Annotated in this window: 27 protein-coding genes; 10 read left to right on the top strand and 17 right to left on the bottom strand. The window is 66.0% G+C overall.

Features of this window, described 5'->3' with window-relative positions; genetic code table 11:
• Window positions 1-305: 305 nt before the first annotated feature.
• Window positions 306-1,787 carry a cell wall hydrolase gene (locus ACQR1F_RS29555; RefSeq protein ID WP_434914362.1) on the top strand — a complete coding sequence of 494 codons (1,482 nt, stop codon included), beginning with the start codon at window positions 306-308 and terminating at the stop codon, window positions 1,785-1,787.
• Here ACQR1F_RS29555 and ACQR1F_RS29550 read toward each other — a convergent pair.
• Window positions 1,784-3,382 carry an L-aspartate oxidase gene (locus ACQR1F_RS29550; protein ID WP_434914361.1) on the bottom strand — a complete coding sequence of 533 codons (1,599 nt, stop codon included), beginning with the start codon at window positions 3,380-3,382 and terminating at the stop codon, window positions 1,784-1,786. The genes ACQR1F_RS29555 and ACQR1F_RS29550 overlap by 4 nt on opposite strands.
• Window positions 3,383-3,738: 356 nt before the next feature.
• On the opposite strand from ACQR1F_RS29550, the gene ACQR1F_RS29545 reads away from it, so the two are divergent.
• From ACQR1F_RS29545 to ACQR1F_RS29530, 4 genes are all read left to right on the top strand, one after another.
• Window positions 3,739-4,986, top strand: coding sequence for an MFS transporter (locus ACQR1F_RS29545; RefSeq protein WP_434840436.1), 1,248 nt, complete (start codon window positions 3,739-3,741; stop codon window positions 4,984-4,986).
• A gap of 64 nt (window positions 4,987-5,050) precedes the next feature.
• Complete coding sequence (gene acuI, locus ACQR1F_RS29540; RefSeq protein WP_434840435.1) at window positions 5,051-6,037, top strand: acrylyl-CoA reductase (NADPH); 987 nt, start codon at window positions 5,051-5,053, stop codon at window positions 6,035-6,037.
• Window positions 6,038-6,151: 114 nt separating this feature from the next.
• A complete protein-coding gene (locus ACQR1F_RS29535) occupies window positions 6,152-6,817 on the top strand; it encodes a hypothetical protein (RefSeq protein ID WP_315802843.1) in 666 nt (221 codons plus the stop codon).
• A 176-nt stretch (window positions 6,818-6,993) separates the two neighbouring features.
• Complete coding sequence (locus tag ACQR1F_RS29530) at window positions 6,994-7,227, top strand: DUF6894 family protein (protein ID WP_015668557.1); 234 nt, start codon at window positions 6,994-6,996, stop codon at window positions 7,225-7,227.
• Between the two features lie 170 nt (window positions 7,228-7,397).
• Here ACQR1F_RS29530 and ACQR1F_RS29525 read toward each other — a convergent pair whose 3' ends face one another.
• Entirely contained in the window at window positions 7,398-7,595 is a 198-nt protein-coding gene (locus ACQR1F_RS29525) for a hypothetical protein (protein ID WP_315802844.1), read from the bottom strand.
• 222 nt (window positions 7,596-7,817) lie between these two features.
• On the opposite strand from ACQR1F_RS29525, the gene ACQR1F_RS29520 reads away from it, so the two are divergent.
• Both ACQR1F_RS29520 and ACQR1F_RS29515 read left to right on the top strand, forming a co-directional pair.
• Window positions 7,818-9,506, top strand: coding sequence for a methyl-accepting chemotaxis protein (locus ACQR1F_RS29520; RefSeq protein WP_315802845.1), 1,689 nt, complete (start codon window positions 7,818-7,820; stop codon window positions 9,504-9,506).
• Window positions 9,507-9,706: 200 nt separating this feature from the next.
• On the top strand, window positions 9,707-11,392 hold the full coding sequence (locus tag ACQR1F_RS29515; protein ID WP_434914360.1) for a methyl-accepting chemotaxis protein: 1,686 nt from the start codon (window positions 9,707-9,709) through the stop codon (window positions 11,390-11,392).
• A gap of 3 nt (window positions 11,393-11,395) precedes the next feature.
• On the opposite strand, the gene ACQR1F_RS29510 is transcribed toward ACQR1F_RS29515, so the two are convergent.
• The 7 genes from ACQR1F_RS29510 to ACQR1F_RS29480 form a co-directional block, all read right to left on the bottom strand.
• Window positions 11,396-14,077 carry a DUF2339 domain-containing protein gene (locus tag ACQR1F_RS29510; RefSeq protein ID WP_434914359.1) on the bottom strand — a complete coding sequence of 894 codons (2,682 nt, stop codon included), beginning with the start codon at window positions 14,075-14,077 and terminating at the stop codon, window positions 11,396-11,398.
• A gap of 188 nt (window positions 14,078-14,265) precedes the next feature.
• On the bottom strand, window positions 14,266-14,772 hold the full coding sequence (locus tag ACQR1F_RS29505; protein ID WP_315802848.1) for a tyrosine phosphatase family protein: 507 nt from the start codon (window positions 14,770-14,772) through the stop codon (window positions 14,266-14,268).
• Between the two features lie 116 nt (window positions 14,773-14,888).
• Window positions 14,889-15,131: a hypothetical protein gene (locus ACQR1F_RS29500; protein WP_434893035.1), complete on the bottom strand. Its 243-nt coding sequence runs from the start codon at window positions 15,129-15,131 to the stop codon at window positions 14,889-14,891.
• A 2-nt stretch (window positions 15,132-15,133) separates the two neighbouring features.
• Window positions 15,134-15,373, bottom strand: a complete 240-nt coding sequence (locus ACQR1F_RS29495; RefSeq protein ID WP_315802850.1) for a hypothetical protein — start codon at window positions 15,371-15,373, stop codon at window positions 15,134-15,136.
• Window position 15,374: 1 nt separating this feature from the next.
• A complete protein-coding gene (locus ACQR1F_RS29490; protein WP_316178222.1) occupies window positions 15,375-15,992 on the bottom strand; it encodes an HD family hydrolase in 618 nt (205 codons plus the stop codon).
• Window positions 15,989-16,618 (bottom strand): DNA-3-methyladenine glycosylase I, encoded by a 630-nt coding sequence (locus ACQR1F_RS29485; RefSeq protein WP_434890591.1) that lies wholly within the window; start codon window positions 16,616-16,618, stop codon window positions 15,989-15,991. Before ACQR1F_RS29485 ends, ACQR1F_RS29490 begins: the two co-directional genes overlap by 4 nt.
• A 9-nt stretch (window positions 16,619-16,627) precedes the next feature.
• Window positions 16,628-17,512: a YgfZ/GcvT domain-containing protein gene (locus tag ACQR1F_RS29480; protein ID WP_434914357.1), complete on the bottom strand. Its 885-nt coding sequence runs from the start codon at window positions 17,510-17,512 to the stop codon at window positions 16,628-16,630.
• A gap of 198 nt (window positions 17,513-17,710) precedes the next feature.
• On the opposite strand from ACQR1F_RS29480, the gene ACQR1F_RS29475 reads away from it, so the two are divergent.
• Window positions 17,711-19,045: a dihydroorotase gene (locus ACQR1F_RS29475; protein WP_315802882.1), complete on the top strand. Its 1,335-nt coding sequence runs from the start codon at window positions 17,711-17,713 to the stop codon at window positions 19,043-19,045.
• 173 nt (window positions 19,046-19,218) lie between these two features.
• Here ACQR1F_RS29475 and ACQR1F_RS29470 read toward each other — a convergent pair whose 3' ends face one another.
• A complete protein-coding gene (locus ACQR1F_RS29470) occupies window positions 19,219-19,740 on the bottom strand; it encodes a protein phosphatase CheZ (protein WP_315802854.1) in 522 nt (173 codons plus the stop codon).
• Between the two features lie 683 nt (window positions 19,741-20,423).
• Here ACQR1F_RS29470 and ACQR1F_RS29465 point away from each other — a divergent pair.
• Window positions 20,424-20,867 (top strand): CBS domain-containing protein, encoded by a 444-nt coding sequence (locus ACQR1F_RS29465; RefSeq protein WP_315802855.1) that lies wholly within the window; start codon window positions 20,424-20,426, stop codon window positions 20,865-20,867.
• A 90-nt stretch (window positions 20,868-20,957) separates the two neighbouring features.
• Here the strand turns inward: ACQR1F_RS29465 and ACQR1F_RS29460 are convergent, their stop codons facing one another.
• The 5 genes from ACQR1F_RS29460 to ACQR1F_RS29440 form a co-directional block, all read right to left on the bottom strand.
• The gene (locus ACQR1F_RS29460; protein ID WP_434914356.1) at window positions 20,958-21,839 is read right to left on the bottom strand and encodes a hypothetical protein; all 882 of its coding nucleotides are present in this window, start codon (window positions 21,837-21,839) and stop codon (window positions 20,958-20,960) included.
• Between the two features lie 1,008 nt (window positions 21,840-22,847).
• Window positions 22,848-23,114 carry a hypothetical protein gene (locus ACQR1F_RS29455; RefSeq protein ID WP_434914355.1) on the bottom strand — a complete coding sequence of 89 codons (267 nt, stop codon included), beginning with the start codon at window positions 23,112-23,114 and terminating at the stop codon, window positions 22,848-22,850.
• A 150-nt stretch (window positions 23,115-23,264) separates the two neighbouring features.
• Window positions 23,265-23,663, bottom strand: a complete 399-nt coding sequence (locus ACQR1F_RS29450; protein WP_315802179.1) for a TIGR02301 family protein — start codon at window positions 23,661-23,663, stop codon at window positions 23,265-23,267.
• Window positions 23,664-23,694: 31 nt separating this feature from the next.
• Window positions 23,695-24,114, bottom strand: coding sequence for an NUDIX hydrolase (locus ACQR1F_RS29445; RefSeq protein WP_315802180.1), 420 nt, complete (start codon window positions 24,112-24,114; stop codon window positions 23,695-23,697).
• Between the two features lie 65 nt (window positions 24,115-24,179).
• Window positions 24,180-24,734 carry a hypothetical protein gene (locus ACQR1F_RS29440; RefSeq protein WP_409997911.1) on the bottom strand — a complete coding sequence of 185 codons (555 nt, stop codon included), beginning with the start codon at window positions 24,732-24,734 and terminating at the stop codon, window positions 24,180-24,182.
• Between the two features lie 62 nt (window positions 24,735-24,796).
• Here ACQR1F_RS29440 and ACQR1F_RS29435 point away from each other — a divergent pair, with 62 nt between their 5' ends.
• Window positions 24,797-25,564: an SOS response-associated peptidase gene (locus ACQR1F_RS29435; RefSeq protein WP_434914354.1), complete on the top strand. Its 768-nt coding sequence runs from the start codon at window positions 24,797-24,799 to the stop codon at window positions 25,562-25,564.
• 80 nt (window positions 25,565-25,644) lie between these two features.
• On the opposite strand, the gene ACQR1F_RS29430 is transcribed toward ACQR1F_RS29435, so the two are convergent.
• Both ACQR1F_RS29430 and ACQR1F_RS29425 read right to left on the bottom strand, forming a co-directional pair.
• Window positions 25,645-26,226 carry an NUDIX domain-containing protein gene (locus ACQR1F_RS29430; RefSeq protein WP_434914353.1) on the bottom strand — a complete coding sequence of 194 codons (582 nt, stop codon included), beginning with the start codon at window positions 26,224-26,226 and terminating at the stop codon, window positions 25,645-25,647.
• Between the two features lie 9 nt (window positions 26,227-26,235).
• On the bottom strand, window positions 26,236-26,691 hold the full coding sequence (locus tag ACQR1F_RS29425) for a GNAT family acetyltransferase (RefSeq protein ID WP_434914352.1): 456 nt from the start codon (window positions 26,689-26,691) through the stop codon (window positions 26,236-26,238).
• Window positions 26,692-26,706 lie beyond the last annotated feature (15 nt).

Here is a 26,706-nt window from a genome sequence, read left to right as displayed (position 1 = left end):
GCTCCGGAATGACGAGTGGAGAGAGCAACGGCGCAGGTCCGATGGAACACTCCGCCGCCGTCAATCATGCGCAGATGATTTTCATTCACCGCGTTCGTTGACCGAATGTTCACCGTTTTCGTCACGCCACTGTTTACCACGCATCGCGATCGCAAAACGTTCTGCAACTTCCCCGCTTGCCTGTCTCACGATTGCAACGCGGATTAACTCCTCGGCAACCTAAACCCGATACGAAGAGAGAAGATCGAATTGCACGGAAGCACTGTTGTTCGGTCGATCCAGTAAGCGTTGCGTTGAGCGTACCGATGTTAGTTCTGCGTCCCGGTCCGAAGGGCGCGCGATATGCGTCCTTCGGACTCGGTCTCTGCGTCTTCGCTCTGATGCCGACAGAGACCGGGTATCAAGACATCGCTTCTCTGCTCGCCCGCCAGCCGGGCGTCGCCGAGCGTTGGCAGAAGCGCGTGTTCTCGGCTGCGGCCTCCATTCAGCTCGCTACCTACAGTTTCGGCCGTCCGATCGGAACCTCGGCGCCGCAGGCGGGGAGCATCCGCCTCGCGAGCCTCGATGGCCGCGGCCTCGACATCACCGGGTCGACGCCGCGCAATCCGGTGCTGCAGGTTCCGCCGCGCTACCAGGCCTCCGACTTTCCCAAGGTCGATCGCACGCTGAAGGGCGATCGTCTCGTCGTCCGGCCGCCGACGCCGCCGGCGCAGCCGACCGAATCGGCCGCGCCCGTCGAGCCCGCGCCCTCCGAGCCCGCACCCACGCCATCGACTCAACCCGATTCGAATTCCTCGGTGTTCGGCGCCAAGACAACGGAAGCGCCGGCGCAGGCGCCGCTCCCGCAGCGTTCTGCACTCGATCCCGAATTGCAGGAGGCGCTGAGCGCGGCGCCGCTCGTGCAGTACGACGCGGCGAAGTCCGAGATCCTGCCCTCGGGCGAGCTGAAGCCTGCAGCCGATCAGATCCTGGTGGACGGCGCCGTCAGCTATGACGCCCTCAACATCAAGACGTCCAATCTCTATTTCGGCACGTCGTCGCTGGGCGGTGCTGCCGGCACCATGGAGACATGGCTGCCGGGCGAGGCGCCGCTGATCGTGATGCCGGATCCGGACCTCAAGCCGATGGCGGTGCTGTCACAGCCGGCCGACGCTGCTGCCAAGGCCGGTGATGGCGGCGAGAGCATCGCGCCGAAAGGCGAGGTCAACGCCGACAATCAGCGCGACAGGACGCCGGCCGAACGCCTGGGGCTCACCGACGAGAAGGCGCGCTTCAAGTCCGAGAAGTGCCTCGCTGAAGCGGTCTATTTCGAATCCCGCGGCGAGGCGGTGCGCGGCCAGATGGCCGTGGCGCAGGTCGTGCTGAACCGGGCGTTCTCCGGCTACTATCCCACCACGGTGTGCGGCGTCGTCTACCAGAACAAATACCGCCACTTCGCCTGCCAATTCACCTTCGCCTGCGACAACAATCCGGAGGTCATTCGCGAGCCCGAGATGTGGGACCGCGCCAGGAAGATCGCGAAGGCCATGCTCGACGGCCAGATTTGGCTGCCGGAGGTTGGCAAGTCGACCCACTATCATGCCTATTGGGTGCGGCCATCCTGGGTCGCCGAGATGAAGCGGATGTACAAGTTCGGCGTCCACACCTTCTACCGGCCGAAGAAGTGGGGCGACGGCAGCGACGCGCCGAGCTGGGGCACGCCGCAGCAGACGGCGGCCATTTCGGCCGAGCTCACCGAGGCCGCCAAGAGCGAGGCCGAGATCAATCCGAACTGGACGCGGCGCTAGGCGCTCAGCGAGCGCGGCAGGCGCACCGTCGGCCGCGCGCTGAGCTCGTCGGCGATTTCGCGCGCCGCCGTGAGCGTCGTCATCGTCCGCTGCGCAAAGCCCGGATTCTCGGCCGGGCAATCGGCGCGGCAATGCGCGCCGCGGCTCTCGCGCCGGCTCCAGGCCGCGGTGGCGATCAGCAGCGCGGCGCTCGCCATGTTGCGTAGCCTCGGGCTGCCGGCATCGCGCTCCATCCTGGAGATCGCGGCGATGGCCTCGGCGAGCCGCTCCTCGTCGCGGATGACGCCGAGCTGGCTCGTCATCATCTCGCGCAATGACACCTCCGCAGCGCCCGCACAGGATCCGGCCGGATCAGCGACCGCAACGTGCTGCAGGGTCGAGGACGTGGTGAACGCCCGGCCGGAGATGTCGTCGGCAATCCGCTGGGCGAACACCAGCGCGGCGAGCAGCGCGTTGCCGGCGATGTGGTTGGCGCCATCCGTTGCCGTCGCGGCGACTTCACCTGCCGCCCAGAGCCCCTCGATCGTGCTGCGGCCCCGCGCGTCGACCGCGATCCCGCCCATGTGGAAATGCGCCGCCGGCGCCACTGGAATCGGCTGGCGGGTCGGATCGAGCCCCGCGGCGGCGCAGGCCCGATGCAGCATCGGATAGCGCTCGGCGACGTCGTCATCGAGCACGTCGCGCGCATCGAGAAAGGCGCCGCGTCCGGCGATGATCTCGGCCATGACGCCGCGGGCCACCGTGTCGCGCGGGGCAAGATCGACCAGCGGATGGCGCGGCAGCATGAAGCGCTGGCCGCGCCGGTTGACCAGGATCGCGCCGGCGCCGCGCAGACTCTCGCTCACAACCGGCGCCGGATCGCGACCGGTCATCATCGCGGTCGGATGAAACTGCACGAACTCCGGATCGGCAATCACCGCACCGGCGCGCGCGGCGATGGCGAGACCGATGCCGGTGGCGTGCGGCGGATTCGTGGTCGCCGCGAACAGCCGGCCGATGCCGCCGGTGGCCAGCACGATTGCCGGCGCCGCGATCAGCATCGGCGCGGCCGCGTCGTCATCGGTCGGCCGGAGTTGCAGGCCACGCACCGCGCCGTCTTCCGTCAGCAGCGCGTCGGCGACATGGCCCTCGATGATGCGGATCGAGGGCGTCGCGCGCACGGCTTGCGACAGCGCGGTGATGATCGCCTGTCCGGTGAAGTCCCCGCGAACGCTGAGAATCCGTCGCGCGGCGTGCGCAGCCGCACGAGACGTCGCCAGCCTGCCGCCGTGATCACGATCGAATGTCACGCCGAGGCGGACCAGGTCCTCGATCGCGGCCGAAGCATCGCGCGCGAGCGCCAGCGCAGCCGTCGCGTCGACCAGGCCGCCACCTGCAGCGATCATGTCGGCGGCGTGGGTATCGGGGCTGTCGCCGGATGACACCGCTGCCGCGATGTCGGCCTGCATCGTCGTGCCGAACGAGGCCTCGCCCAATGAGGTCGCGGAGATCAGCGTGACCGGCTGCGGGGCGAGCTTCAGCGCGCAGAACAGTCCGGCAACTCCGGCGCCGACGATCACGACGTGGCCGGATGTCTCGATCTGATCGTGGTCCATGTGCTGTCCAAATTCCACATTCCGTGCGCATGTGTACCGCGGTACCTGTTAGTTCTTCTTCAGAGACTTCCTTCGCTGTTTATTGGTGTTTGGCGACAAATAGCGGCCGTTCTGAAGGTCGCTCCCGCGCAGGATGAATCGTCGTTCGCGACTCGCGTATCAGGACGTTTCCCGCCGGGACAAAGACGCAGGAGCGAGTTCCGCTGCCGGAACTTGCTTCGGATGACACCTGCTCATGGCTGGCCGCCACATCGAAATTTTTCATGGCTGGGTTCCGCTTTTGAGCTTGGGAGTTCAATGCAGATGCATTAACCGGAGAGGCGCGGCGGACAGCGACCGCGGCAGGGAGGACACGGATGTCGGTACAGGCAGGCGATCTCGGCACGGTGTCCCGCAGCCAGGGCTGGCGCACGCCGGTGGTCATCATCGTGTGCGGCTGCGCGATTGCGCTGCTGAGCTTCGGTCCGCGCTCCAGCCTCGGCTTCTTCGTGCAGCCGATGAGCCGTGAGTTCGCCTGGGGCCGCGACGTGTTCGCCCTTGCAGTGGCGGTGCAGAATTTGTTGTGGGGGCTCGGTCAGCCGCTCGCCGGCGCGATCGCCGACCGTTTCGGCGTGATGCGCGTGATCTGTGTCGGCGCGCTGCTCTATGCCGGCGGCCTGCTGATGATGCGCTATTCCAGCTCGCCGCTGTCGCTGAACATCGGCGCCGGCGTGCTGGTCGGCTTCGGCCTGTCGGGCTGCTCGTTCAACCTCATCCTGTCGGCCTTCAGCAAGCTGCTGCCGCCGGAGCGGCGCGGCATCGCGCTCGGCGCCGGCACCGCGGCCGGCTCGCTCGGCCAGTTCCTGTTCGCGCCCTTCGGCGTCGCGCTGATCGACCAGTTCGGCTGGCAGAGCGCGCTGATGGTGTTCGCTTGCCTGATGCTGTTCATCGTCCCGCTCTCGCTCGCCGTGGCAACGCCGCCGGCCGCCGAGGCCAAGCCGACGGAGGCCGAGCAGCAGTCGTTCACGACGGCGCTGATGGAGGCGTTCGGCCACCGCTCCTACGTGCTGCTGGTGCTCGGCTTCTTCACCTGCGGCTTCCAACTCGCCTTCATCACCGTGCATTTGCCGGCATTCCTGGTCGATCGAGGCCTGTCGGCGCAGACCGGCGGCTGGGTGATCGCGGCGATCGGGCTGTTCAACATCATCGGCTCGCTCAGCGTCGGCTGGCTGCAGAGCCGGCTGCCGAAGCGCTACATCCTGTCCTTCATCTATTTCACCCGCGCGCTGGCGACGCTCGCCTTCATCTCGTTCCCGGTGACGCCGGCGACTGCGATCGCGTTCGGCGCGGTGTCGGGGCTGGCCTGGCTCTCCACGGTGCCGCCGACCTCGTCGCTGGTCGCGATCATGTTCGGCACCCGCTGGCTCGCCACGCTCTATGGCTTCGCCTTCGTGAGCCACCAGGTCGGTGGTTTCCTCGGCGTCTGGCTCGGCGGCATCGTGTTCGAGCGCTACGGCTCGTATACGCCGATCTGGTGGCTCTCGATCCTGTTCGGCGTGCTGTCGGCGCTGATCAACCTGCCGATCGTCGAGAAGCCGGTCGCGCGTGCCGTTCCCGCGACCTGAGTTGCGCGGCCGATCCGATCGGCTAAACATGGCGTGAGACGAAGACAGCGCAGGGAGTGCGGCAGTGGGAACGTTCAAGGCGATCCGGATCGACAAGGCGGACAAGGGAACGACCGCGACGCTGACGCAGTTCGATGAAGCCGAGCTGATGGACGGTGACGTCACCGTGAAGGTCGAGTGGTCGGCGCTGAACTACAAGGATGGGCTGGCGCTGACCGGCAAGGCGCCGGTGGTGCGCCGCTTCCCGATGATCGCGGGGATCGATTTCGCCGGCACGGTCGAGCAGTCCAGCCATCCCGCCTGGAAGCCGGGCGATGCCGTGATCTGCACCGGCTGGGGCATGGGCGAGACCCATCTCGGCGCCTATGCCGAGAAGGCGCGGGTCAAGGGCGACTGGCTGGTCGGCCTGCCGCAGGGGCTGTCGGCCCGCGACGCGATGGCGATCGGCACCGCCGGCTTCACCGCGATGCTCGCGGTGCTCGCCCTGGAGAAGCACGGGCTGACGCCGGCGAGCGGGCCGGTGGTGGTGACGGGTGCGGCCGGCGGCGTCGGCTCGGTGGCGACGGCGGTGCTCGCCAAGCTCGGCTACCACGTGATCGCTTCGACCGGCCGGCCGGCCGAGGCCGACTATCTCAAGTCGCTCGGTGCCGCCGAGATCATCGACCGCAACGAGCTGTCCGGGCCGGCCAAGCCGCTGGCGAAGGAGCGCTGGGCGGGCGGCATCGACAGCGTCGGCTCCAATACGCTCGCCAACCTGCTGGCGATGACCAAATATGGCGGCGCCATCGCCGCCTGCGGCCTCGCTGCCGGCATGGATTTGCCATCGTCGGTGGCGCCATTCATTTTGCGCGGCGTGTGCCTCCTCGGCATCGATTCGGTGATGTGCCCGCTGCCGGCGCGCAAGGCGGCCTGGCAACGCCTCGCGACCGATCTGGATCGCGCAAAACTAGCTGAAATCACTCACGAAATTGCCCTGGACCAGGTGGCGTCGCTGGGTCCGCAGATCCTCGCGGGCCAGGTCCGCGGCCGTACGGTGGTAAGAATATCCTGAGGACGTTCAGACTTTTCAAACCATGCTGCTCCATTGTTGCCATGGTTGGTATGGTAAGCATGGGGTAAAGATACCGCCTTACCCGCTGCGTGGGGTTAAGTGGGAGTTTGATGCATGCTCGCGCGTATATTGCTGGGGACCGTGACTGCCGGTGCCGTGATTGCTCCCGCGATCGCGGGTTCGATGACCGCCGACGAGGCCCGCAAATTCGTCGCCGGGAAGGTGTTCGCCTTCACCTGTGTCGACGGCACCCGTGGCGCGGGCCGCATCCTCGACGACATGGGCGCCGCCGGCGCAGTGCAGTTCTCCGGCTCTGGCCCGGTGCGTCACATCCGTCTGCCCGGCAATACCCTGCAGATTCGCGGCCAGAATGTCTGCGCTGCCATCAAGGGCATGCCGTTCGAGCCGTGCTTCAACCTCGACAAGAAGGACGACCGCAGCTTCCGCGGCTCGGTCTCCGGGCTGGGCGCCTTCGCCTATTGCGATTTCCAGCACCAGGGCGGAGCCACCATGCTGATGGCGCGCGCCGTGGCGCGGCCGCGCGCACGCGCTGCTGCGCCCGCGGCTGACGGCTCGCACACCGAAGTCGCGGCGCGGGTCGAGACCCCGCGGGTGGAACGCAGCAAGGTTGAACCCTTGAAGGCAGATGCTGCGAAGGCCGCCAAGGCGGACAGTTCCAAGACTGAGAACATCAAGGCCGAAAACGCGAAGGCTGAGATGACCAAATCCGATAACGCGAAGTCGGATGCGGCGCCGGAGCTGCGTCGCTCGACCGATTAGTTGTTAGTTCACCGATCATTGAAAAACCAGCTCCCTATTAACATAGAGCAATATTTTAAGCTGACCGCACGTTAGTGGTCATTGCGCCGTAGTCGTACGGAATCTTAAATTCATGCCTCGGTAGCGACTCGTGTGCAGTTTGCGACCAGGGGGGTGGCCCATGAGAAAGGGTCGTTATGTCGCTTTATTTCTTCCGGATCAGCCAGGGCCGCTATTCTGGCGCTGCTGACCAGCCTTATGAATTCGCCAACCGGGAAACCGCCTGGAACGAGCTGACGGCTGTCTGCTCCGACCTGATCGGTGGGATCTCGAAGTCGTTGCAGCAGGGGGCCGAGTGGCAGATGGAACTGCTCGACGAGGCCAAGCAGCCGGTGTTCCGGATTCGCCTCGTGTCCGAAGCGGTCGGCTGAGGTCCGGCTGTCCGGGTGATTGGGTTGTGGGCCGTCGGAGCCCGGCCCGGTTTGCCGTGGCGCCGATCGCTCGTGCGGGGCATCTTTCGATGAAGTCTGCGTCCACTCCGGGCGGGTCGGCCGCAACCCGGTAGAGTTCGGCCCTAGCTCCGCGTCGTGCCGCGGCCAACTCATCTCCGATAGATACGCACGATGATCAGCGTCGTCGGTAGCTGCGGCGCCTGCCAGTGCGGGTGGCGGCAGTGATCGCCCTTTGCCCGGCGCACCGTTTGAAGCTCCTGCTTCGACGCAATCCTGCAACGGTATCGGGAGACTTGGTCCAGCGCGGGCCGGTTTCGGAGCACCGCGTCGTTGCGCACGATGATCATTTTATGCGGTTTGTCCGTAATCTTACGGTTCCCGCATTAACCTCCGATAAGCCTGTTTCGCGCCCAATGAGTTCCGTCAGCGACGACGTGCGGGTCCGGAATTTTCGGAGTCTGCCGATCTCCTGACCTTCGACCGCGCAGCGCAGCGCAGACCTGAATGTTCGGGCCGTCCGTTGGCGCTGGCAGAACGCGGCCGAACCACGCAGTCAGCTGGGGTCCTCCGTGTCAACAATGTCCATCCGTACGAAGATCATATCGGTCATCGCCTTCATGCTCGTCACCATGTGCGGGCTCGGCGTGCTCGCTGTCACCAGCCTGCAGTCGATCAATGCCAACACGGTCGACATCGCCCAAAACTGGCTGCCGAGCGTACGCGCGATCGGCGAGCTGCGCGCCAACATCAACCTGCTGCGCATCGCCTTGCGCGCGCATGTGATGTCGGAGACGGCCGAGACCAAGCAGTCCGCGGAGAAGCGCGTCAACGGAATCCTCGAGACGATCAACAAGGACCGCAAGACCTATGAGCCGATGATCACCTCGGCCGAGGAACGTGCGATCTACAACAACTGGGTGCAGTCCTGGGAGAAGTACGTCGTCGCGGTCAAGCAGGTGATGGACGAATCCAACAAGAGCGTCGGCAAGATCCCGCACGAAGCCACCGAAATGCTGGAAAAATCGGCCGCCGCGATCGCGCGCGACGCCGACAAATACTTCATCCAGGACATCGAGTTCAACAACAAGGGCGCCGACAACGCCACGCGGCAGGCTGCCGAGAGCTACTCGCGGGCGATCTGGCTCGTGGCATCGATCATTGCCGCGGCCGTCATTGCCGGCATCGCCGTCGGATTCTATCTCGTGCAGAACGTCTCGTCCGGCATCGCCTCGATCATCAAGCCGATGCAGGAGCTCGCCAAGGGCGATCTCGGCGCGGAGGTGACGCATCGCGGCGAGCCGACCGAGATCGGCGCCATGGCCGATACGCTGCAGGTGTTCAAGGAGGCGCTGATCGCCAAGAAGGAGGCCGACGAGCTCGCGGCCCACGATGCCGAGGCCAAGATCGAACGCGGCCGGCGCGTCGACAACATCACCCGCCAGTTCGAGGCGACGATCGGCGAGATCGTGCAGACGGTATCGTCGGCCTCGACCGAGCTCGAGCATTCCGCGGGCGCGCTGTCATCCACGGCGACGCGCTCGCAGGAGATCTCAACGATGGTCGCGGCGGCCTCCGAGGAGGCCTCCACCAACGTGCAGTCGGTTGCCTCTGCGACCGAGGAGCTGTCGTCCTCGATCACCGAGATCAGCCGCCAGGTGCAGGAATCGGCCCGCATGGCCAACGAGGCGGTCGAGCAGGCGCGTACGACCAATGATCGTGTCGGCGAGCTGAGCAAGGCGGCCGCGCGCATCGGCGACGTGGTCGAGCTGATCAACACGATTGCAGGCCAGACCAACCTGCTGGCGCTGAATGCGACCATCGAGGCGGCGCGCGCCGGCGAAGCTGGCCGCGGCTTCGCGGTCGTCGCCTCCGAGGTGAAGGCGCTGGCCGAGCAGACCGCCAAGGCGACCGACGAGATCGGCCAACAGGTGTCCGGTATCCAGGCCGCGACGCAGGAATCGGTCGGCGCCATCCGGGCGATCTCCACGACCATCGAGAAACTGTCGGAAATCTCGTCGGCGATCGCGGCGGCCGTGGAAGAGCAGGGTGCCGCCACGCAGGAGATCTCGCGCAACGTCCAGCAGGCATCGGAGGGCACGCAGCAGGTTTCCGTGAATGTCGTCGACGTGCAGCGCGGCGCCACCGAGACTGGTACGGCTTCCACGCACGTGCTGGCCGCGGCGCAATCGCTGGCCTCGGACAGCGACCGGCTGAAGCGTGAGGTGGCGACGTTCCTGGAGTCGGTGCGCGCGGCCTGATCTGTCCGACGAGCGGGATTAGATCGCGTCCCGTAGTCATACGACGTTCAGCATTAACGGAACTTTGCGGTAATCGGCGGCACCCTGCTCCCCAGCAGGTGCCGCTTTTTCGTCTCCACCGCGGCGCGGTCGGTCACCGCGGAAGCCGGCCTCCCTCCAGGCGGCCGACAGCGAGATGCTTTCCCTCGGAGGATCAGGACGTGTCCAGGCTTTCCATTCGTCTGAAGATCATCGCGGTCATCGCCTTCATGCTGGTGGCGATGTCAGGGCTTGGCCTGCTCGCGGTGCGCAGCATGCAGTCGATCAACGTCCGCACCGTCGACATCGCCACAAACTGGCTTCCCAGCGTGCGGGTGCTCGGGGCGCTGCGTGCCGACATCAACGTCTACCGGCTCACACTTCGCGCCCACGTGATGGCGCTGTCGGCGGAGGCCAAGGCGAACGTCGACAAGCGAATGGCGGCCATGCTCGACAACGTCAGGAAGGACATCCGGACCTATGAGCCGCTGATCTCGGACCCCGAGGAGCACAGGCTGTACGAGGCCTGGAAGAAGGCTTGGGAAAAATACACGGTTGAGGCCGACAAGGTCCTCGATGTCTCCCGCAACAGCGTCGGCCGCCTGCCTGATGACATCGAGGGGCTGTTCAGGGGCACCGGCGTTGCGTCGGCCGAGTCCGAGAATCTTCTGATCAAGGCGATCGAGTTGAACGACAAGGGCGCAGCAACGGCAACTCAGGAGGCTGTCGATGGCTACAACAGCGCCTTCTGGATCATGGCAACCATCCTGATCGCGACGATCGCTGCGGGCATCGGCGTCGGCTTCTACCTCGTGCAGGACGTCTCGGCCGGCATCGCCTCGATCATCAGGCCGATGCAGGCGCTCGGGCAGGGCGATCTTTCGGCCGAGGTGCCACACCGCGGCGAGCCGACCGAAATGGGTGCGATGGCCGACACCTTGCAGGTGTTCAAGGAGGCCCTGATCGCCAAGAAGGAGGCCGACGAGCGCGCCGCCGCCGACGCCGAGGCCAAGATCGAGCGCGGCCGCCGCGTCGACAACATCACCCGCCAGTTCGAGACGACGATCGGCGAGATCGTGCAGACGGTGTCGTCCGCCTCGACCGAGCTCGAGCTCTCCGCCGGCGCACTGTCATCGACCGCGACCCGCTCGCAGGAAATTTCTACCCAGGTCGCGGCAGCGTCCGAGGAAGCCTCGACCAACGTGCAGTCGGTGGCCTCGGCCACCGAGGAGCTGTCGTCGTCGATCACCGAGATCAGCCGCCAGGTGCAGGAATCGGCGCGGATGGCGCAGGAGGCCGTCTCGCAGGCCCGCCAGACCAATGATCGCGTAGGCGAGCTGTCGAAGGCAGCGGCACGCATCGGCGACGTCGTCGAGCTGATCAACTCAATCGCCGGCCAGACCAACCTGCTCGCCTTGAACGCCACCATCGAGGCGGCCCGCGCCGGCGACGCCGGCCGCGGCTTCGCGGTGGTCGCCTCCGAGGTCAAGGCCCTGGCCGAGCAGACCGCCAAGGCGACCGGCGAGATCGGCCAGCAGATCGGCAGCATCCAGGCGGCAACGCAGGAATCGGTCGGCGCCATCCGCGACATCTCCGGCACCATCGAGAAGCTGTCGGAAATCTCCTCGGCGATCGCGGCGGCCGTCGAAGAGCAGGGCGCGGCGACGCAGGAGATCTCGCGCAACGTCCAGCAGGCCGCGCATGGCACGCAGCAGGTGTCGTCCAACGTCGTCGACGTGCAGCGCGGCGCCACCGAGACCGGTTCGGCGTCCTCGCACGTGCTGAGCGCCGCCAAGTCGCTCGCGACCGACAGCGACCGCTTGAAGCGCGAGGTCGCCTCGTTCCTGCAGTCGGTCAGGGCCGCCTGATCGTCACTGCGCCGGCTGAGCCGGCGGCGCCTGCTGCTGCCGCCGGAACAGCACCTTCTGGTACAGCCAGCCGATCGCGACCAGCACCAGGCCGAGTCCGATGAACGACAGTGCGCGCCACACGCCGGTCAGCGCCGACATGTCGACCAGGAACGCCTTCAGGATCGTCAGCGCGATCACGATGGCGGACGCCAGACGCGCGCGCTGCGACTGCACGATGAGTCCGATCCCGAGCAGCACCACGCCGAAGGCGAGCCAGGCGATCGAATAGGTGTACTGCTCGGCGGCGCTGGTCGGCCCTGCCGTCAGATCGGGGCCGTGATAGATCCGGCGGATCTCGAGGCTGACATAGGACAGCGCCAGGATCAGCGCGCCCGCGGCCAGCGTATTGCCGTAGCCGGGCGGACGGCGGCCTGCGACCGCGTAGGACAGCAGCAGCATCAGCACCGCCGGGAAGGCATAGGCCAGGATCAGGATGTTGAGCAGGCCGCCCTTGATCGCGACATCCGAGATCATCGGGTTCTCGAACATCAGCAGACCGAGCACGGTGGCGCCGCCGGCGAATCCGGCGAGGATCACGGCGCCGATGTTGTGCACGATGCTGCCGCTGCGCTCCCGCAGCCGCTCCAGGCCGATCGCCAGCGCCAGGGCCACGCAGACGTCGAGGCCGATCTCGGCGAGCGACGGCACCGCCAGCATGTCGCCGTCATTGACGGCGTGGCGGATCTCCAGGAAGGCGAGCAGGGTCGTGAACAGGATCGCGGCGGCCTCCACCGCCCGTAAGGGGGCGTCGTCGCCGTGGCGGCGCATCAGATAGCTCGCGCCCCAGAACGACGCCGCCGGAACGCCATAGCCCCACAGCAGCCAGTTGAAGATCGGCGTGGTGCCGACATCGGCGCCGACGATGCGCGGATCATGGCCGATGCGCAGCAACACGAGCCCGGCAAAGACGGCCGCGAGCGTGCGCAGGAATGGGATCGGCCGGCTCTCGTAGATCCAGGCGGTGCCGAGCGACATCAGCGCCAGCGCGATCGTCAGCCAGCCTTTTTCCAGCGCGAAGGTCAGCGCCAGCGCCAGCGCGGCCAGCGTGCCGGTCGCGAACAGCGCGATCGAGACACCGAGGCCGGGACGCTCCTCGCGCCGCGTCAGCGCCTCGGTGGCGACGGCAAACGCGGCGGCGAGCACGACGGCGACGATCGCGAACGGGATCGAGCGGTCGAGATGGGCGATGCGCGCATAGAGCGCGACCAGCAGCGCCAGCGGCGTGAACACGCCGGCCGCCGACCACACCACGGGAACGGCCGCGTTGTGCGAGCGCCCCTGGGCCAGGAAGCCGGCACCGCCGAAGCCGAGCGCGAAGATCGCCGCCGTCACCAGATGCGAGGTGACCGATGCGCCGAGCGGGTTCGGTCCCATTCCCGGCAGCGCGCCGCCGGGCAGCACCAGCAGGTCCGGATTGTCGCGCAGCGCCCATTCGGCGAACACGAGGAACACGGTCGCGGCGGCGGCGGCCACCGCGCCGGCGGCGCTCGGCGCGCGCCAGGCGACCGCCAGCGTCGCCGCGACCAGCACGGTAAAGCCGATCAGCGCCAGGCCGTCATGGAAGCTCGCGAGCACGACCAGCATGGCGCCGAGCAGATAGACGGCGAGCCCCACCGACGAGATCGGCTCGACCCCGTCGTCGTCGGCCGCGGGGCCGAACATGAAGCCGCAGACCACGATCAGCGCGGCCAGTGCAAAGCCGGCGACGACATGGAAGACGTGCGGCGCGACCGTCTCGACGCCCGCGTCGAGTCCGGGCAGGGTCCACAGGAACGACAGCCCGATCGTGGTCATCGCGAGCCAGCGCCACAGCCGCACGCGCGCCAGCGCGAACGCGGCTGCGGTGACGATGGCGAGGTAGATGTAGAGCGCCCAGTAGTTCGGCTCGCCGGTCGACACCAGCACCGGCGTCGTGAATGCCGCGACGAGGCCGAGCCCGGCCAGCGCCGGGCCGTGCAGCAGCGCCGCCGCCAGCGTGCCCAGCGCGACCACGCCGAGCAGCACGAAGGCGATCGCGGGCGGCAGGAAGTCGTAGAGTGCGTAGGCCGCGTAGATGGTGGCGAAGGCGACCGCCGTGCCGGCCGCGGTGAGGATCGCCGGGATGTTGGCGATCGGCAGCGCCGCGATCTGCGAGATGCTCTCCCTTCGCCGCGTCCATTCGCCGGCCGCGAGCAGCGCGGCGGCGAACAGCGCGCCGAGCGCGACGCGCACCTCGGGGCCGACCAGGCCGGCCTCGATCGAATAGCGCACCATGAAGAAGCCGCCGAGCGCCAGGGTCAGCCCGCCGATCCACACCACCCAGCGGGTGCCGATGCGCTCCTCGAAGCCGGCCGCGGGCTGCGGCACGGGTGGTGGGGACACGAGCGGCGGCTGATCGGCCGCTGCGTCGCTCGCCAGCGCCGCGGGCTGGAGAGCAGGCTCGGTCAGCTCCGGCAATGGAGGCGGCATTGGCGGGGCTTCAGCGGGCTCCTGAAGCGGGCTGAGCGGCGGCGCGACCACCGGTGCGGCCGCGATCGGGGGGGCGGCCTCGAGCTTGGCCAGCCGTGCCTGCACCTCGGCCAATCGGTCGGACGTCCGTCGCGCGAAGGCGAGCGCCGCGAACGCCACCAGCAGGGCGATCCAATCCAGGGGCCAATCGAACATCACGCGGAAATCCTGAAATCGATGCCGCCGGGAGGCGTCACGGGTGGAGGGAAGCTGCGAGCCCTTGCGGACCCCGGCGAATCGGCCAACTGCTCCGGCGGGCCGCACGATGGCCGTCGTTCCCTCTGTGTCAAACCGCGGAACATAAGTTCAAAGCGCGCCGGTATGCGGCTACGCAGCGCCGCAACTCAGTCCAGATCGATCCGGAACGGCGCGCTGTCGACCATCATGGCGCCGGGCCCGATCGCGTCCAGCGCGCGCACCATGCGGCCGTTGCGGCCCAGCGCCCTGTCGGCCAGGCTGACGATCAGCCGGTTCGGCGAGGCGATCGGCGAGGCCTGCCGGATCGCCCAGGCGATATCGAGCTCGTCGCGATGGGGGTTGAGCGCGCAGGCCGCGGCGAAGGCGCTCGCGGTGGAGCGGCTGATGCCGGCATAGCAGTGGATCACCAGCGGCGCCGCACGATCCCAGCCGCGCACGAACTCCAGCACCTGGGCGACGTGATCCTCGCTCGGCGCCATGAAGCCCGGCAGCTGCTCGGTGATGTCGTCGACCGAGACCCGCAGATGGTTCTCGGGGCGGATCGTCTCCGGCCGCCGCACCTGCTCGACATTGGCCATGATGGTCAGCACGTGGCTGGCGCCGGTCAGGCGCACGGTCTCGGGCAGGGCGGCGAGTGAGCAGACGTGGATCATGGCGAGCCTTTGAACGCCCGATTATACGAATGGGGGCACAAGGGCAAAAGCGCGTTTTGCAAAAGCGCGTTTTGGATGTCTGCCGTCGGGCTGGCGCATGTGTGCGCCGACAGCCCTCAGCGCGTGTTCTTGAGCTGCCGCAGCTCCTGGCGAACCAGATGGGCCTTGCCCTCGATCTCCGCGTTGAGCCGCTCGATGTGGTCCACGAGACCGTCGCGCAGACCCTCACGCCGTGCCTGTGATGAATGGACCGGCTGTCGAGCGCCCGTCTCTGCCCACGGACGCCGCAGGATGAGAGCGTACAGCGCCACCATCGCGGCCACCGCGAGCGGCATGCTCAACGCATAGATCTGGCCCATCGTCATCGGAGCCCTCCAAGGACCCATTGCCCCACCAAATGTAGGATCAAACCGGCCATGAAGCAAACCGGGGCCGACACATAGATCAGCGTCGGGTCGGTATTTTGCGGCAGGAAGCCATAGATTTCCTGTCCAATCGGCACGAAAACGCCGACCGAAACGATCGCGGTCGCCAGCGTGTTGGCCCAATTGGCCAGCAGCTTCAGGCGCTCGTTCTGGCGCTCTTCGGGCGTCAGCGGCATCTCAGCACGCCCCCAGCACCGTATTGAAGCGGGTCAGGAACTGCTTCTCGGCCTTGGCCGCGCTCCAGGGCGTCAGATAGTCGGTCACGGTGGCGTCCGGCAGGCCGGGATCGCGGCCGAACAGCTTCTTCGCCTCGCTGTCCGAGAAACCGGCGAGGCGCGTCGCCTCCAGAAAAGCGGCGCCGCGGTCGGCCGCCTTGATCTGGCGCTCGATCTCGGGGGCAATCTCGGCCGGCAGGCCGAAGCGGATGTGGATCGCCCCGAGCAGCCGCTTCTCGACTGATTTGTAGCTGCCGCCGAGCACCGCCTTGAACGGCGAGATCATGTCGCCGATGACGTATTCCGGCGCGTCGTGCAGCAGCGCGGCGAGCCGCAGCTTCGCATCGATGTTGGGCTTGCGCGCGCGCATCACCGTCTCGACCAGCAGCGTGTGCTGCGCGACCGAGAAGATGTGCGCGCCGGTGGTCTGGCCGTTCCAGCGCGCGACGCGCGCGAGCCCATGGGCGATGTCGGCGATCTCGACATCGAGCGGCGAGGGATCGATCAGGTTGAGCCGCCGGCCGGACAGCATGCGCTGCCAGACGCGGTCGTGCCCGCTCGGGGCCTTGTCAGTCGTCATTTGGGAGGCTTGAGGCGCGGGGCGCGGCGCTTGCCGCTGCAGGTCTCGTGGCAGAAGCAGGTGACGAGATGGTCGTTGACCATGCCGGTTGCCTGCATGAAGGCGTAGACGATCGTCGGCCCGACGAACTTGAAGCCGCGCGACGACAGCTCCTTGGAGATCTTGATCGACAGCGGCGTCGAGGCCGGCACGCTGGCGGTGGTCTTGAACGTGTTGACCTTGGGCGCGCCGTCCACGAAGCCCCACAGCAGCTTGGAGAAGCCGGGACCCTTGTCCTGGATGTCGAGCCAGGATTTCGCGCTGAGAATCGTGCCTTCGATCTTGGCGCGGTTGCGGACGATGCCGGCATCGTTCATCAGCGCGTGGATCTTCTTGTCGCCGTAGCGCGCGATCTTCTCCGGCTGGAAATCATCGAAGGCGCGGCGGAAATTGTCGCGCTTGCGCAGGATCGTGATCCACGACAGTCCGGCCTGGAAGCCGTCGAGGATCAGCTTCTCATACAGCGCGCGGTCGTCATATTCCGGCACGCCCCATTCGGTGTCGTGATAGGCGACATAGAGCGGATCGCTGCCCGGCCACGGGCAGCGCGTCAGGCCATCGGGATGGACGACAGCAGCGCGACCCATGAGCCCGGCTCAGGCAACCGTCTGCTTGGGCGCGCCCTGCAGCGCGTCGGGATCGGCGATGCGCAGAACGAGGCCGCCCGCGGTGAGCGGCGTTCCCGCCTCCAATGCCTCGGCGGCGCGGTCGATGCGCAGCAACGCCATGCCCTTCTGCGCGGCGGCCGAGCCCATCGTGCCGACGGTCTTGTCGCCGGCCAGAATCGGTGTGCCGGGCTCCGGACCCGGCCCGTCGAGCAGCACCTTCGCCGCGCGTGTGCGCGTGGTGCCGCGATGATGCATGCGGCTCACGACCTCCTGGCCGACATAGCAGCCCTTGCCGACGTCGACGCCGTGCAGCCGGTCCATGTTGGTCTCGTGCGGGAAGGCGTCGCCATACATGAAGTCGAGCCCGCCGCGCGGCACGCTGTAGTCGATGCGATGCGCTTCATAGGCGGCGGAATCGATGAGCTCGGCGCCGAGCCGCGCGGCGATCTCCGCCAGCGCCTCCTGCGGCGCAATGACGCGTGCGCCGAGGCTCTCGTGACGCGGGTCGGCGAAGCTCGGCTCCGGCGTGGCGCCGATGGCGCCATCCCAGACCGCGATCACGCCGACCTGGTCGGACAGATTGCTGACCGCAACCTTGGCCCTGAGCTTGTAGAGATTCAGCTTGTCGGTGAGCGCCTGTGCGAGCGCGCGCGGACAGTCGAGCAGGAAGCGCTCGCCGGCGTCGGCCGCCGCCACCTGCGCCACCAGGAAATCGACGATGATCTTGCCCTGCGGCGTCAGCAGCGCGCCGAACCGGGCCTCGCCGGGCGTGAGCTTGGTGACGTCGGTGGTGAAGAGACCGTTGAGGAACTTGCGTGCATCCTCGCCGCTGACCTGGACCACGCCCCGGTCGTCGAGAAACGTCGCCTTCATTCGAAAAACCTCTTGCGACAGGCCGCACTGAAACGTAAGCCGCCCAGGCATAAACCACAAGGCTGAAACGCCGCCGCGCGGTGGCTTCATTCTAAAGATCGAGACTCGCGTGCCACCGGAGGCCAGCAAATGGGCAGGCGCGCAGCATGATCGATCTGTCTTGGGGTTGTCAGGAGAATGAAATCCTATGAGGGCTTCATGAGCGCGCGGTTCGACGTCATTCTGAAATCCGGCACCGTGGTCAATCAGGACGGCGAGGGTGTCCGCGACGTCGGTATCTCCGCCGGGCGCATCGTCGAGATCGGCAATCTCGGCGCCGCCTCGGCCGCCGAGATCATCGACTGTACCGGCCTGCACGTGCTGCCCGGCGTGATCGACACCCAGGTGCATTTCCGCGAGCCTGGCCTCACTCACAAGGAGGACCTCGAAACCGGCTCGCGCAGCGCCGTGATGGGCGGCGTCACCGCCGTGTTCGAGATGCCCAACACCAATCCGCTGACGGTGACCGAGGAGGCCTTCACCGCCAAGGTCGAAGCCGGCCGTCATCGCATGCATTGCGACTTCGCCTTCTTCATCGGCGGCACCCGCGAGAACGTCGAGCAATTGCCGGTGCTGGAGCGCGCCGAGGGCTGCGCCGGCGTGAAAGTGTTCGTCGGCTCCTCCACCGGCTCGCTGCTGGTCGAGGACGACGACAGCCTGCGCCGCATCTTCCAGGTGATCCGCCGCCGTGCCGCGTTCCACGCCGAGGACGAGTACCGCCTCAACGAGCGCAAGGACCTGCGCGTCGAGAACGATCCGCGCTCGCACCCCGTCTGGCGCGACGAGGAGGCGGCGCTGCGCGCCACGCAGCGTCTGGTCAATCTCGCGCACGAGACCGGCAAGCGCATTCACGTGCTGCACATCTCCACCAAGGAGGAGATCGTGTACCTGCGCGACCACAAGGACGTCGCCACCGTCGAGGCGACGCCGCACCATCTCACCCTGGCCGCGCCCGAGTGCTACGAGCGGCTCGGCACCTATGCGCAGATGAATCCGCCGGTGCGCTCGGCCGATCATCGCGACGTGATCTGGTGGGGCGTCCATCAGGGCATCGTCGACATCCTCGGCTCCGACCACGCGCCGCACACCGCCGAGGAGAAGTCCAAGACCTATCCGGCCTCGCCCTCCGGCATGACCGGCGTGCAGACCCTGGTGCCCATCATGCTCGACCACGTCAATGCCGGCCGGCTGTCGCTGCAGCGTTTCGTCGACCTCACCAGCGCCGGCCCCGCCCGCATCTACAACATCGCCCGCAAGGGCCGCATCGCCGCCGGCTACGACGCCGATCTGACCATCGTGGACCTCAAGCGCAGCGAGACCATCACCCACGAATGGGTTGCCTCGAAAGCCGGCTGGACGCCGTATGATGGTGTGCGCGTCACCGGCTGGCCGGTCGGCACCTTCGTGCGCGGTCAACGCGTGATGTGGCAGGGCGAGCTGCTGACGCCGGCCACGGGCGAGCCTGTCAGCTTCATGGAGACGCTGCGGCCGTAACGGCGCTGCGTGCTAGTTTGCTCCGCTATGACGGGCTGCCAGACGCCAGATGCAGCGCCCGCTCCCCTCAAGGGGAGAGGGCGCATAGCCCGGTCGCTGCGTTCGTCCGGGCTGCGAGATTGGCTGAGCGGCGCCGCCCGATCTGATCGTTGGCCCGCGACATCCGAGGCCGTTCAAGCAAACAGCTTGTCGATATCGTCTTGCGAAATCGCCACGCCCACCCGCTTCGGGCCCTCCAGCAAGTCCGGCTCGGTGCTTGGGGCGGCGACCTCGGCGGCGAGCCGGGCCAGTTCCTCTTTTCCCCACATCCGGACCAGCCTGTTGATGTGGTCCTCCATGAACTTCAACGACTTGACTACGCGCGTGATCCGCTGCCCGGTGAGGTCCTGAAACGCGCACGCCTCGAACACCTTGTTCGAGCTGTCGAGGATCTCGTCGCAAACCGCTGCGGCCGTCGGGTCCTTGACCTTCTGCAACTTCGTGACGCTGGTGCCGATCGTCTCCATGCTTTCGAGGATCGCGTTCCCGGCCACCTCCGTATTCTCGACGATCGCGTCGAGGGTGTCCGCCATCGTCGCGAAGTTGTTCTTGCTGTCGCCTTGAAGAGCTGCGAATTCCCGCCGCATGCTGTTGATGTGGGCGAACATCTCGACCAGGAGCGTTTTCAGCATCCTCTCTTCTTCTGGCGCAATCATCCGAAATCCCCGACTCTTCCTTAACGTTTCCTTACTAATTCTTCACGCGACAGCTACGAGCCCCGGTCTGCCCTTCAGGCAAGGGATTTCGGTTCTGCGGGACCAGCTCGCGACACGGCTATCGAGAGTCCCCTTGAGCTCGAAAAGGTACCGCGGTCAGCGAGGTGAAGACTAGCTCCCCATCTTTCCCTGATTTCGTTAAGGGCGCATTTTCATTGACGTCAGAAGCCTTCAAATGGTGAAGGGTTTCGGACGCGACATGGTTGCCAAGGGCTGCCGTTGGGCAGGTCCTCGTCCGCTGTCGGATCCCAGCGCTACGACTGCCTTCGAGCCTGAATGAGCGCGTGGGGCTCGGCCAATGAAGGCGAATGTCCGCCGCCAGGGGCGATGCGGACGTGGGGGAGGAGCTGCGGTACGCCACCGCTGTCCACCTGACCGCCAGGGTCGATCGACATACGCTTGCCGAGCAGCAATTTGGGCGGCACCCGACGGTTCCACCCTCTTGGCAGGCCCCGGCGTCTGCAATCCCCAGGGATCAAGAGGCCGCCCCTTACCCAGACGTCGTTCGGTTCACGGGCCGGCGCTCGGCCTCGGCAGCGGTGCTGACGCGGCCAGGCAATTCGACTATCCTTCGAGGCGGACCATCAAGGCGGGGCACGACAGGGGTCCACGAGGGGACGTCGATGAGCATAGTAAGAAGCGCGCTGGCCCAGAAGAGTAGCGCCGTGATCCATGTTCGTTCCGGCGACATGGTCGTCGAAGCCTTGCGCAAGATGCGCGACAACCGGGTCCGGTCGGTGCTGGTCATCGATGACGGCGTGCTGGTCGGCATCGTGACGCAGGGGGACTGCGCCATCAAGGTGCTGCTGCCCGGGCTCGATGCGAAGCAGACGCCGGTCAGCCAGGTGATGACGGCCAACCCGGTGACGGTCAGGCCGGACCACCGGCTGGACAGTTGCATGGCCATGATGTCGCAGCGTGGTTTTCGCCATCTGCCCGTGCTTGACGCGGGCAAGGTCGTGGGCGTGATCTCGATCGGAGACGTGGTCAAGAACATCATCCGGGATCTGGAGCACGACGTGGACGATCTGATGGGCTACATCATGAAGGACGGCCCCGGGGGCTGACGGGGGAACGCGGTGTCGTTGCCGTCCACGGATGTTTTGCTTGTGGGCCTTTGCGGACTCTTCGCGTCGACAGGATGGGGTGAATGGTTGCTAGCCGGCGTCTTCATCCCAGCTATCCTCACTCATTTTGGGCTGGCTGAAGATGCTCTTTTTGAGATCGTTGGGTAGTAGCCGAACGCACCAATTATGGTAGTGAACTGCCTTTGTGAATACGTCATTGTAATAAGTTTGTCCCCAAGCTAAAATGTATGTTTGCCCCTGGAGAGCTCTTGTTGCGTCAGCTAACGAGAGTGTTTTCGGAAATTGGTAAACGTCCTTGTCTTTCTCAATTGTAACTCCATTGTAGGGAGGTGTCGGTTTTATTGTTTTGATCTCTGGGCACGATTTCATAATGCCGAAATGGCCGTTGATCCCGTTGTCAAACGATTTCATTTCCCACCATCCGATCACACGTTTTGCATCAGTGCTTCCGACGTTTGTCCAGTGAGAGCTGATTTCCCAGTAGATAGTGTTGTCATCTGCGGCAAGATCTCCGACAATGTCTCTAGGTGTTATCGGCCTGATCGCCAATTGCTCGCGCCTGAGATTGGCGCGCAGTTGGGCGATAGTAACAAGGCGTTGGGCTTTCATTTCCTCCAGCTGACTTTTCATGACGTTAAGTTGACCGCTTATTGAATCGGCCTGCCTTGAGGAATCGATGGCAAGAGAAATTGTGAAAGCCGCCATAACGACTGTCGCAACTGCGGTTACTAATGCATTTTGTTCGCGCAGTTGCAGCATGGCGGTGCTGAGTAGGGATTTTACCATCCGAAAGCTGATCAGATTTGATCTCTCTGGCTTAGGGGAGGATGTCGGCTTTGCCTCTTTGGGGATATTATTCTTTTTGGAATCTCTAAGGATGTCCCAAAGCGGCAATGCTCCCATGATGAGGGCTGCCGCGATTAGTTGAATTGCGATAATCCAAAAGGTCATGCCCCACCGTGCTGCAAAGTTGTTGTGGCAGTTTATTGAGCATGTTGGTTCGCTGAGTGTATTCTCCGATGAAATCGGACCGAAGTACAAGCGTGGGTTTTTGGGCGGCGCGCCGGGAAGGCGCGCCGACGTCGGGCAAATCACTCGCGCGATTTGGTATCATGCGGCGCCAGTTGGCTTGCTGCGCCTCCGGCAGAACGCCTGCGCCGGAAAACGGATTTGTTGCGCTGGCTCAACACGATCCTTCGCACCGCCGCGTGCCGGCAAAAATTGTGCTTTCGTTTTTGCAGAATTCGTGATAGGCATCCATCCATCCCGCCTCAACGAGAGGGGCGTACGCGCGGTCGTCACGAGACGCGAGGCGGGGAGGCGGTGGACGTGTCGGGTTGCAGCGTGGCTTTGGCTGGCGCGGACGAACAACATCGATGCGGACGTGAAGTCGTGTGGTCCTGGCCTCCCGGTGCCGAGGTCAAGCCGGCGATCGATGCGAGAGTGTCGGCGCGGGCGATGGGGGCAATCAAGCCGGTCCCCAGGGAGAGCACGGAGTAAGCGTTAAACCCATCGCGCAGGGAAGGCTGGGCTCATCCGGCTGCACCTGTGGTTCCTGCCCCGTGCATTCTTGTTCGCACGGGGGCCATGGGCGTCAGCCGACGCCCAGCCTTCCCTGCGCCCTCGATTGAACGAGGGACGAACGCCGGTCATTGCTCGGACGCATCGCGCCGCGAGGACGATGAGGCATGTCCCAACGCTGTTTGACATATGCAGATGAATGCTGACGTGAGCGAAACGCCGATGCAGTCGCAATCACAATACGACTGCGCGCTCGAGCGGTAGGGTGGGCAAAGCGACCGCCCGCAGGACGGTGGCGTGCCCACCGTCGTGAGGCCTACTCGGAACGCGATGGTGGGCACGGCGCGCAACAGTTCGGCATGATCCGCGGGCAACGTGGCGCGCCTTTGCCCACCCTACGGTTCGTCGTTTGGAGTCGGTAACGCGAGGAAGGCGAGCCTACTGCGTCGCGCGCGACAGCGAGAACTCGCCGTTGCGGACGCGCTCCGGCAGGCTCTCGACGAAGGTCGCGACCGCGTCCTCGCCATAGGTCGTCACGAGCTCGGCGAGCGCCGCGAACAGGCTGGCCTGCGCCAGGCAGTCGCCGTCGACGCCGTCGTGGCGCGCTTCCGCCCAGGCTTCGTTGAGGTAGCTGAGCGCGGCCTGCTTCTGCTCGTGGTCGGGCAGGACGGCGGGGAGGGCGCTGAAGGTGACGGGAAAGCTCATTGAATTCAGTCTGGCGGGGGCCGCGAGGCACGTTGATTCCGAACGCGGGCGCGCCGGACCCGTGTGGTTTACCACGCAGGGCGCGGACGCCTAGGCCAGTTCTTTAGGAAAGGTTAACAAGGTTAACGCAATCGGGGATATCCCCGGCGGTCAGTTGGCGTAGCGCGCCGTGAGGTCGCGCGAGATCTTGGATCCCTCGTCGATGTAGCGGCGGATTGCCACCATCGCGGCCGGCGTGCAGGTCCGGTAGGTCTGCTGGAAGCCGTTATAGCCGCGGTTGAAGCCGGCGATCATGCGGGCGCGGCGCTCGCCCGACGGGGTCTCGGCATCGATCAGGGCCTGCATCTGGTTGCGCCATTTGGCGCCTTCATTGCTGCCGCAGATGCCGCGGAGGTAATGCAGGGTTCCGAGGATCTCGGCCAGCCGTTGCAGATCGCCATCGAACGGCGCGGCCGCATCCTGCGCGCGCGCCGGCACGACGGCGCAGGCGGCAACGAGCATGAGGATGGCCAGGAGGCGTTTGGGGATCATGGGGAACACCGACGTCATATGCCTTTGCCCCGTCGCGGACGCAAGGCGCCTACACCAGGGTCCGTGCGGCGGCGATGATCTCCGGCAGCCCGTCGGTCAGCGTCAGGCCCTCCAGCGCATCGGGGCGGCGCCACTGAAAATCGTCCAGTTCCGGGTCGAGCCGGGGCTCTCCGGCCCGCCAGCGCGCCGCAAAGGGAAGGATCACGTAGTGGCCGCCGCCGCCCTGGGCCGGCAGCACCTCGCGCCAGCCGGCCAGCCCGACGATTGTGATCGAGAGCGCCGTTTCCTCCATGACCTCGCGCGCGAGGGCCTCGTGCAGGGTCTCGCCGAACTCCACCCGGCCGCCGGGCAGCGTATAGACGCCCTTGGCCGGCGAACGCGCCCGGCGTACCAGCAGGAGCCTGCCGTCGCGGAAGATCGCGGCGCTGACGGCGAGCTGGGGACGGCGGGGCGGCGTCGGGTCGGTCATGCCAATGGCTCCAGGCGGGGTCTGCACCGTAGCGCGAAGACGACCGCGCCGGCAGCCCGTGCAACTCAGAAGCTCGCCATGATGGCGTCGACGGCGTCAACCTCATCGACTTCGGCCACGGGCTCCGAATCGAATTCGATGTCGCCATTGATGATGCCGCCGGCCTGGGCCACCAGCGGCTTGACCCAGTTGGCGGCCTGCTCGGCGAGCTTGGCCTTGGTCGCGTCCTGCTTGGCATCGCGCATCGCGCTGCCGACCGCGAGCAGGATGTCGGTCATGGTCTTCGTGAGATGATCGAACTTGTCGCGAATCGCCGGGTCGGCCTGCTCATAGGCCTCGATGACGAGATCGCGGGCCTTGAAATTGGTGTGCGTGAAATGTTCTGGATAGGTCAGCGGCGACCACGCCAGAAAATCCTCGGCGCATTCCGGAATATCGGGAATCATTTCGAGCAGCATCACGGCTTCGTTGAAATGATTCAGATAGTCGGTGGCGAGCCCGGTGCGCGGATTGATGTTGGCAGCGCGCAGCATCGCGGCCCGCGCCGGGTCAATGGCGCTGCCCGCCGGTCGTTGGGTCGTGCGATCGGTAGGCACGGAATGGGTCGCCGCTGCGGTCATCCGCTGCAGTGTTGGCAACCCAAGTTAAAAGGTGCTGAACACACGACGATTTGAGTGAGATTATGTGTGGACGCTTCGTGATCACTTCACCACCCGCGGCTCTCAGGCAGATTTTCGGCTACCAGGAACAGCCGAACTTTCCGCCGCGGCACAATATCGCTCCGACGCAGCCGATTCCCGTAGTTCTTCTGGATCAGGACATCAGGCATTTCCGGCTCATGCGCTGGGGATTCATTCCGGCCTGGGTCAAGGATCCCCGTAGTTTCACGCTGCTGATCAACGCGCGTTCGGAGTCAGTACGCGAGAAGCCCGCGTTCAAGAACGCGATTCGGCGGCGCCGCGTCCTTGTGCCCGCTGATGGGTATTACGAGTGGCAGGTGATCGACGGCCGCAAGCGGCCGTTCTTCATCCATCGCAGCGACCACGCGCCGCTCGGCTTCGCGGCCCTCGCCGAGACCTGGTGCGGGCCGAACGGCGAGGAGGTCGACACGGTGGCGATCGTCACCGCGGCTGCGAGCCGCGATCTCGCCACGCTGCATCATCGTGTTCCCGTGACGATCAGGCCGGATGATTTTTCGCTGTGGCTCGACTGCCGTTCCGACGATCCCGATGAGGCCATGAGGCTGCTGATCGCGCCTCGCGAGGGCGAGTTCACGTGGTACGAGGTGTCGACGCGCGTCAACACGGTGGCCAACGACGACGAGCAACTGCTGCTGCCGATGACCGCGGAGATGCGCGCCGCCGAGGACGCGCAGCGCAAGCCGGCGAAGAAGGTTGCATCCCGCAAGGTTTCAGCTGTGGCCGATGACGGGCAGGGGAGTTTGTTCTGAGGCGGGATATCTCGACAGAGAAGATCGTCATCGCCGCGTATGCCGTCGCCTCAAGACCGGCGACCGAGCGTTGGCCGCGCTCAGCCAAAGATCCGCAACGCGGCGTGCTGCAGCAGCATGATGGTCTTGGCATCCTGGATGCGGCCGTCGGCGATCATCGCCAGCGCGTCGTCGACCCCGAGTTCCAGCACCTCGATCTCCTCGCCCTCATGCGCGAGCCCGCCGCCGGCGCTGACGCGCATCCCTGGTTCGTATGCGGCGACGAAGAAATGGATCTTCTCGGTGACGACACCCGGGCTCATGAACGCCTCGAACACGAACCTGACGTCGTGCAGCCGGAAGCCGGTCTCCTCCTCGGCTTCGAGGCGGATGCGCTCCTCCGGCGAGGCGTCGTCGAGCAGACCGGCCGCGGCCTCGATCAGGAGATCGTCATGGCCGTTGACGAAGGCGGGATAGCGGAACTGCTTGACCAGGATGACGCTGCGCTGCGCGAGATTGTAGGGCAGGATCGCCGCCGCGTTGCCGCGGTCGAACACGTCGCGGCTCTGCATCTGCCAGGTGCCGTCGTCGCGCCGCCACTCGAACCTGGTCGAGGTCAGCGTGCCGTAATGGTCGGAGAGCACGCGCGTCTCGTGGACGCGGATGCGGTCGGAGATGCTCATGCTGGGCCTCTACTTCATTCCCGGCGTCGGCGGGCGGCCGTCGAGCCATTTCGAGAACACCACGCTGTCCTGCACGGCATAGTCGAGCGCCTGGTAGAATTCCTGCACCTTGGTGTTGTCGCCGCGCACCATCAGCATCAGCTTGGCGATGCCGCGCGCCCGCAGCCAGTCTTCGGCGGCGGCCATGATGCCGCGGCCATGGTCGCGGCCGCGATGCTCGGGATCGACGCTGACATAGTAGACCCAGCCGCGGTGGCCGTCATGGCCGACCATCGCCGACGCCGCGATTGCGTCGCCCACGCGGCCGACCAGGATCGTGGAACTGTCACCGCGGCGGGCGAGCGCGATGTCGGCGGCCGGATCGTTCCACGGCCGCGTCAGGCTGCAACGCTGCCACAGCGAAATGATCGTGGGCACGTCGGCATCGGTGATGTCGGAAATCGCGAGAGCGGGGAGACTGTCCATGGGAGCGTCGAAAGC

The organism is Bradyrhizobium sp. HKCCYLS3013 (genome assembly GCF_051167615.1).
Classification (GTDB): Bacteria; Pseudomonadota; Alphaproteobacteria; order Rhizobiales; family Xanthobacteraceae; genus Bradyrhizobium.
Note: the sequence above shows the minus strand (reverse complement) of the source record. Positions and strands in the feature narration are given on the sequence as shown.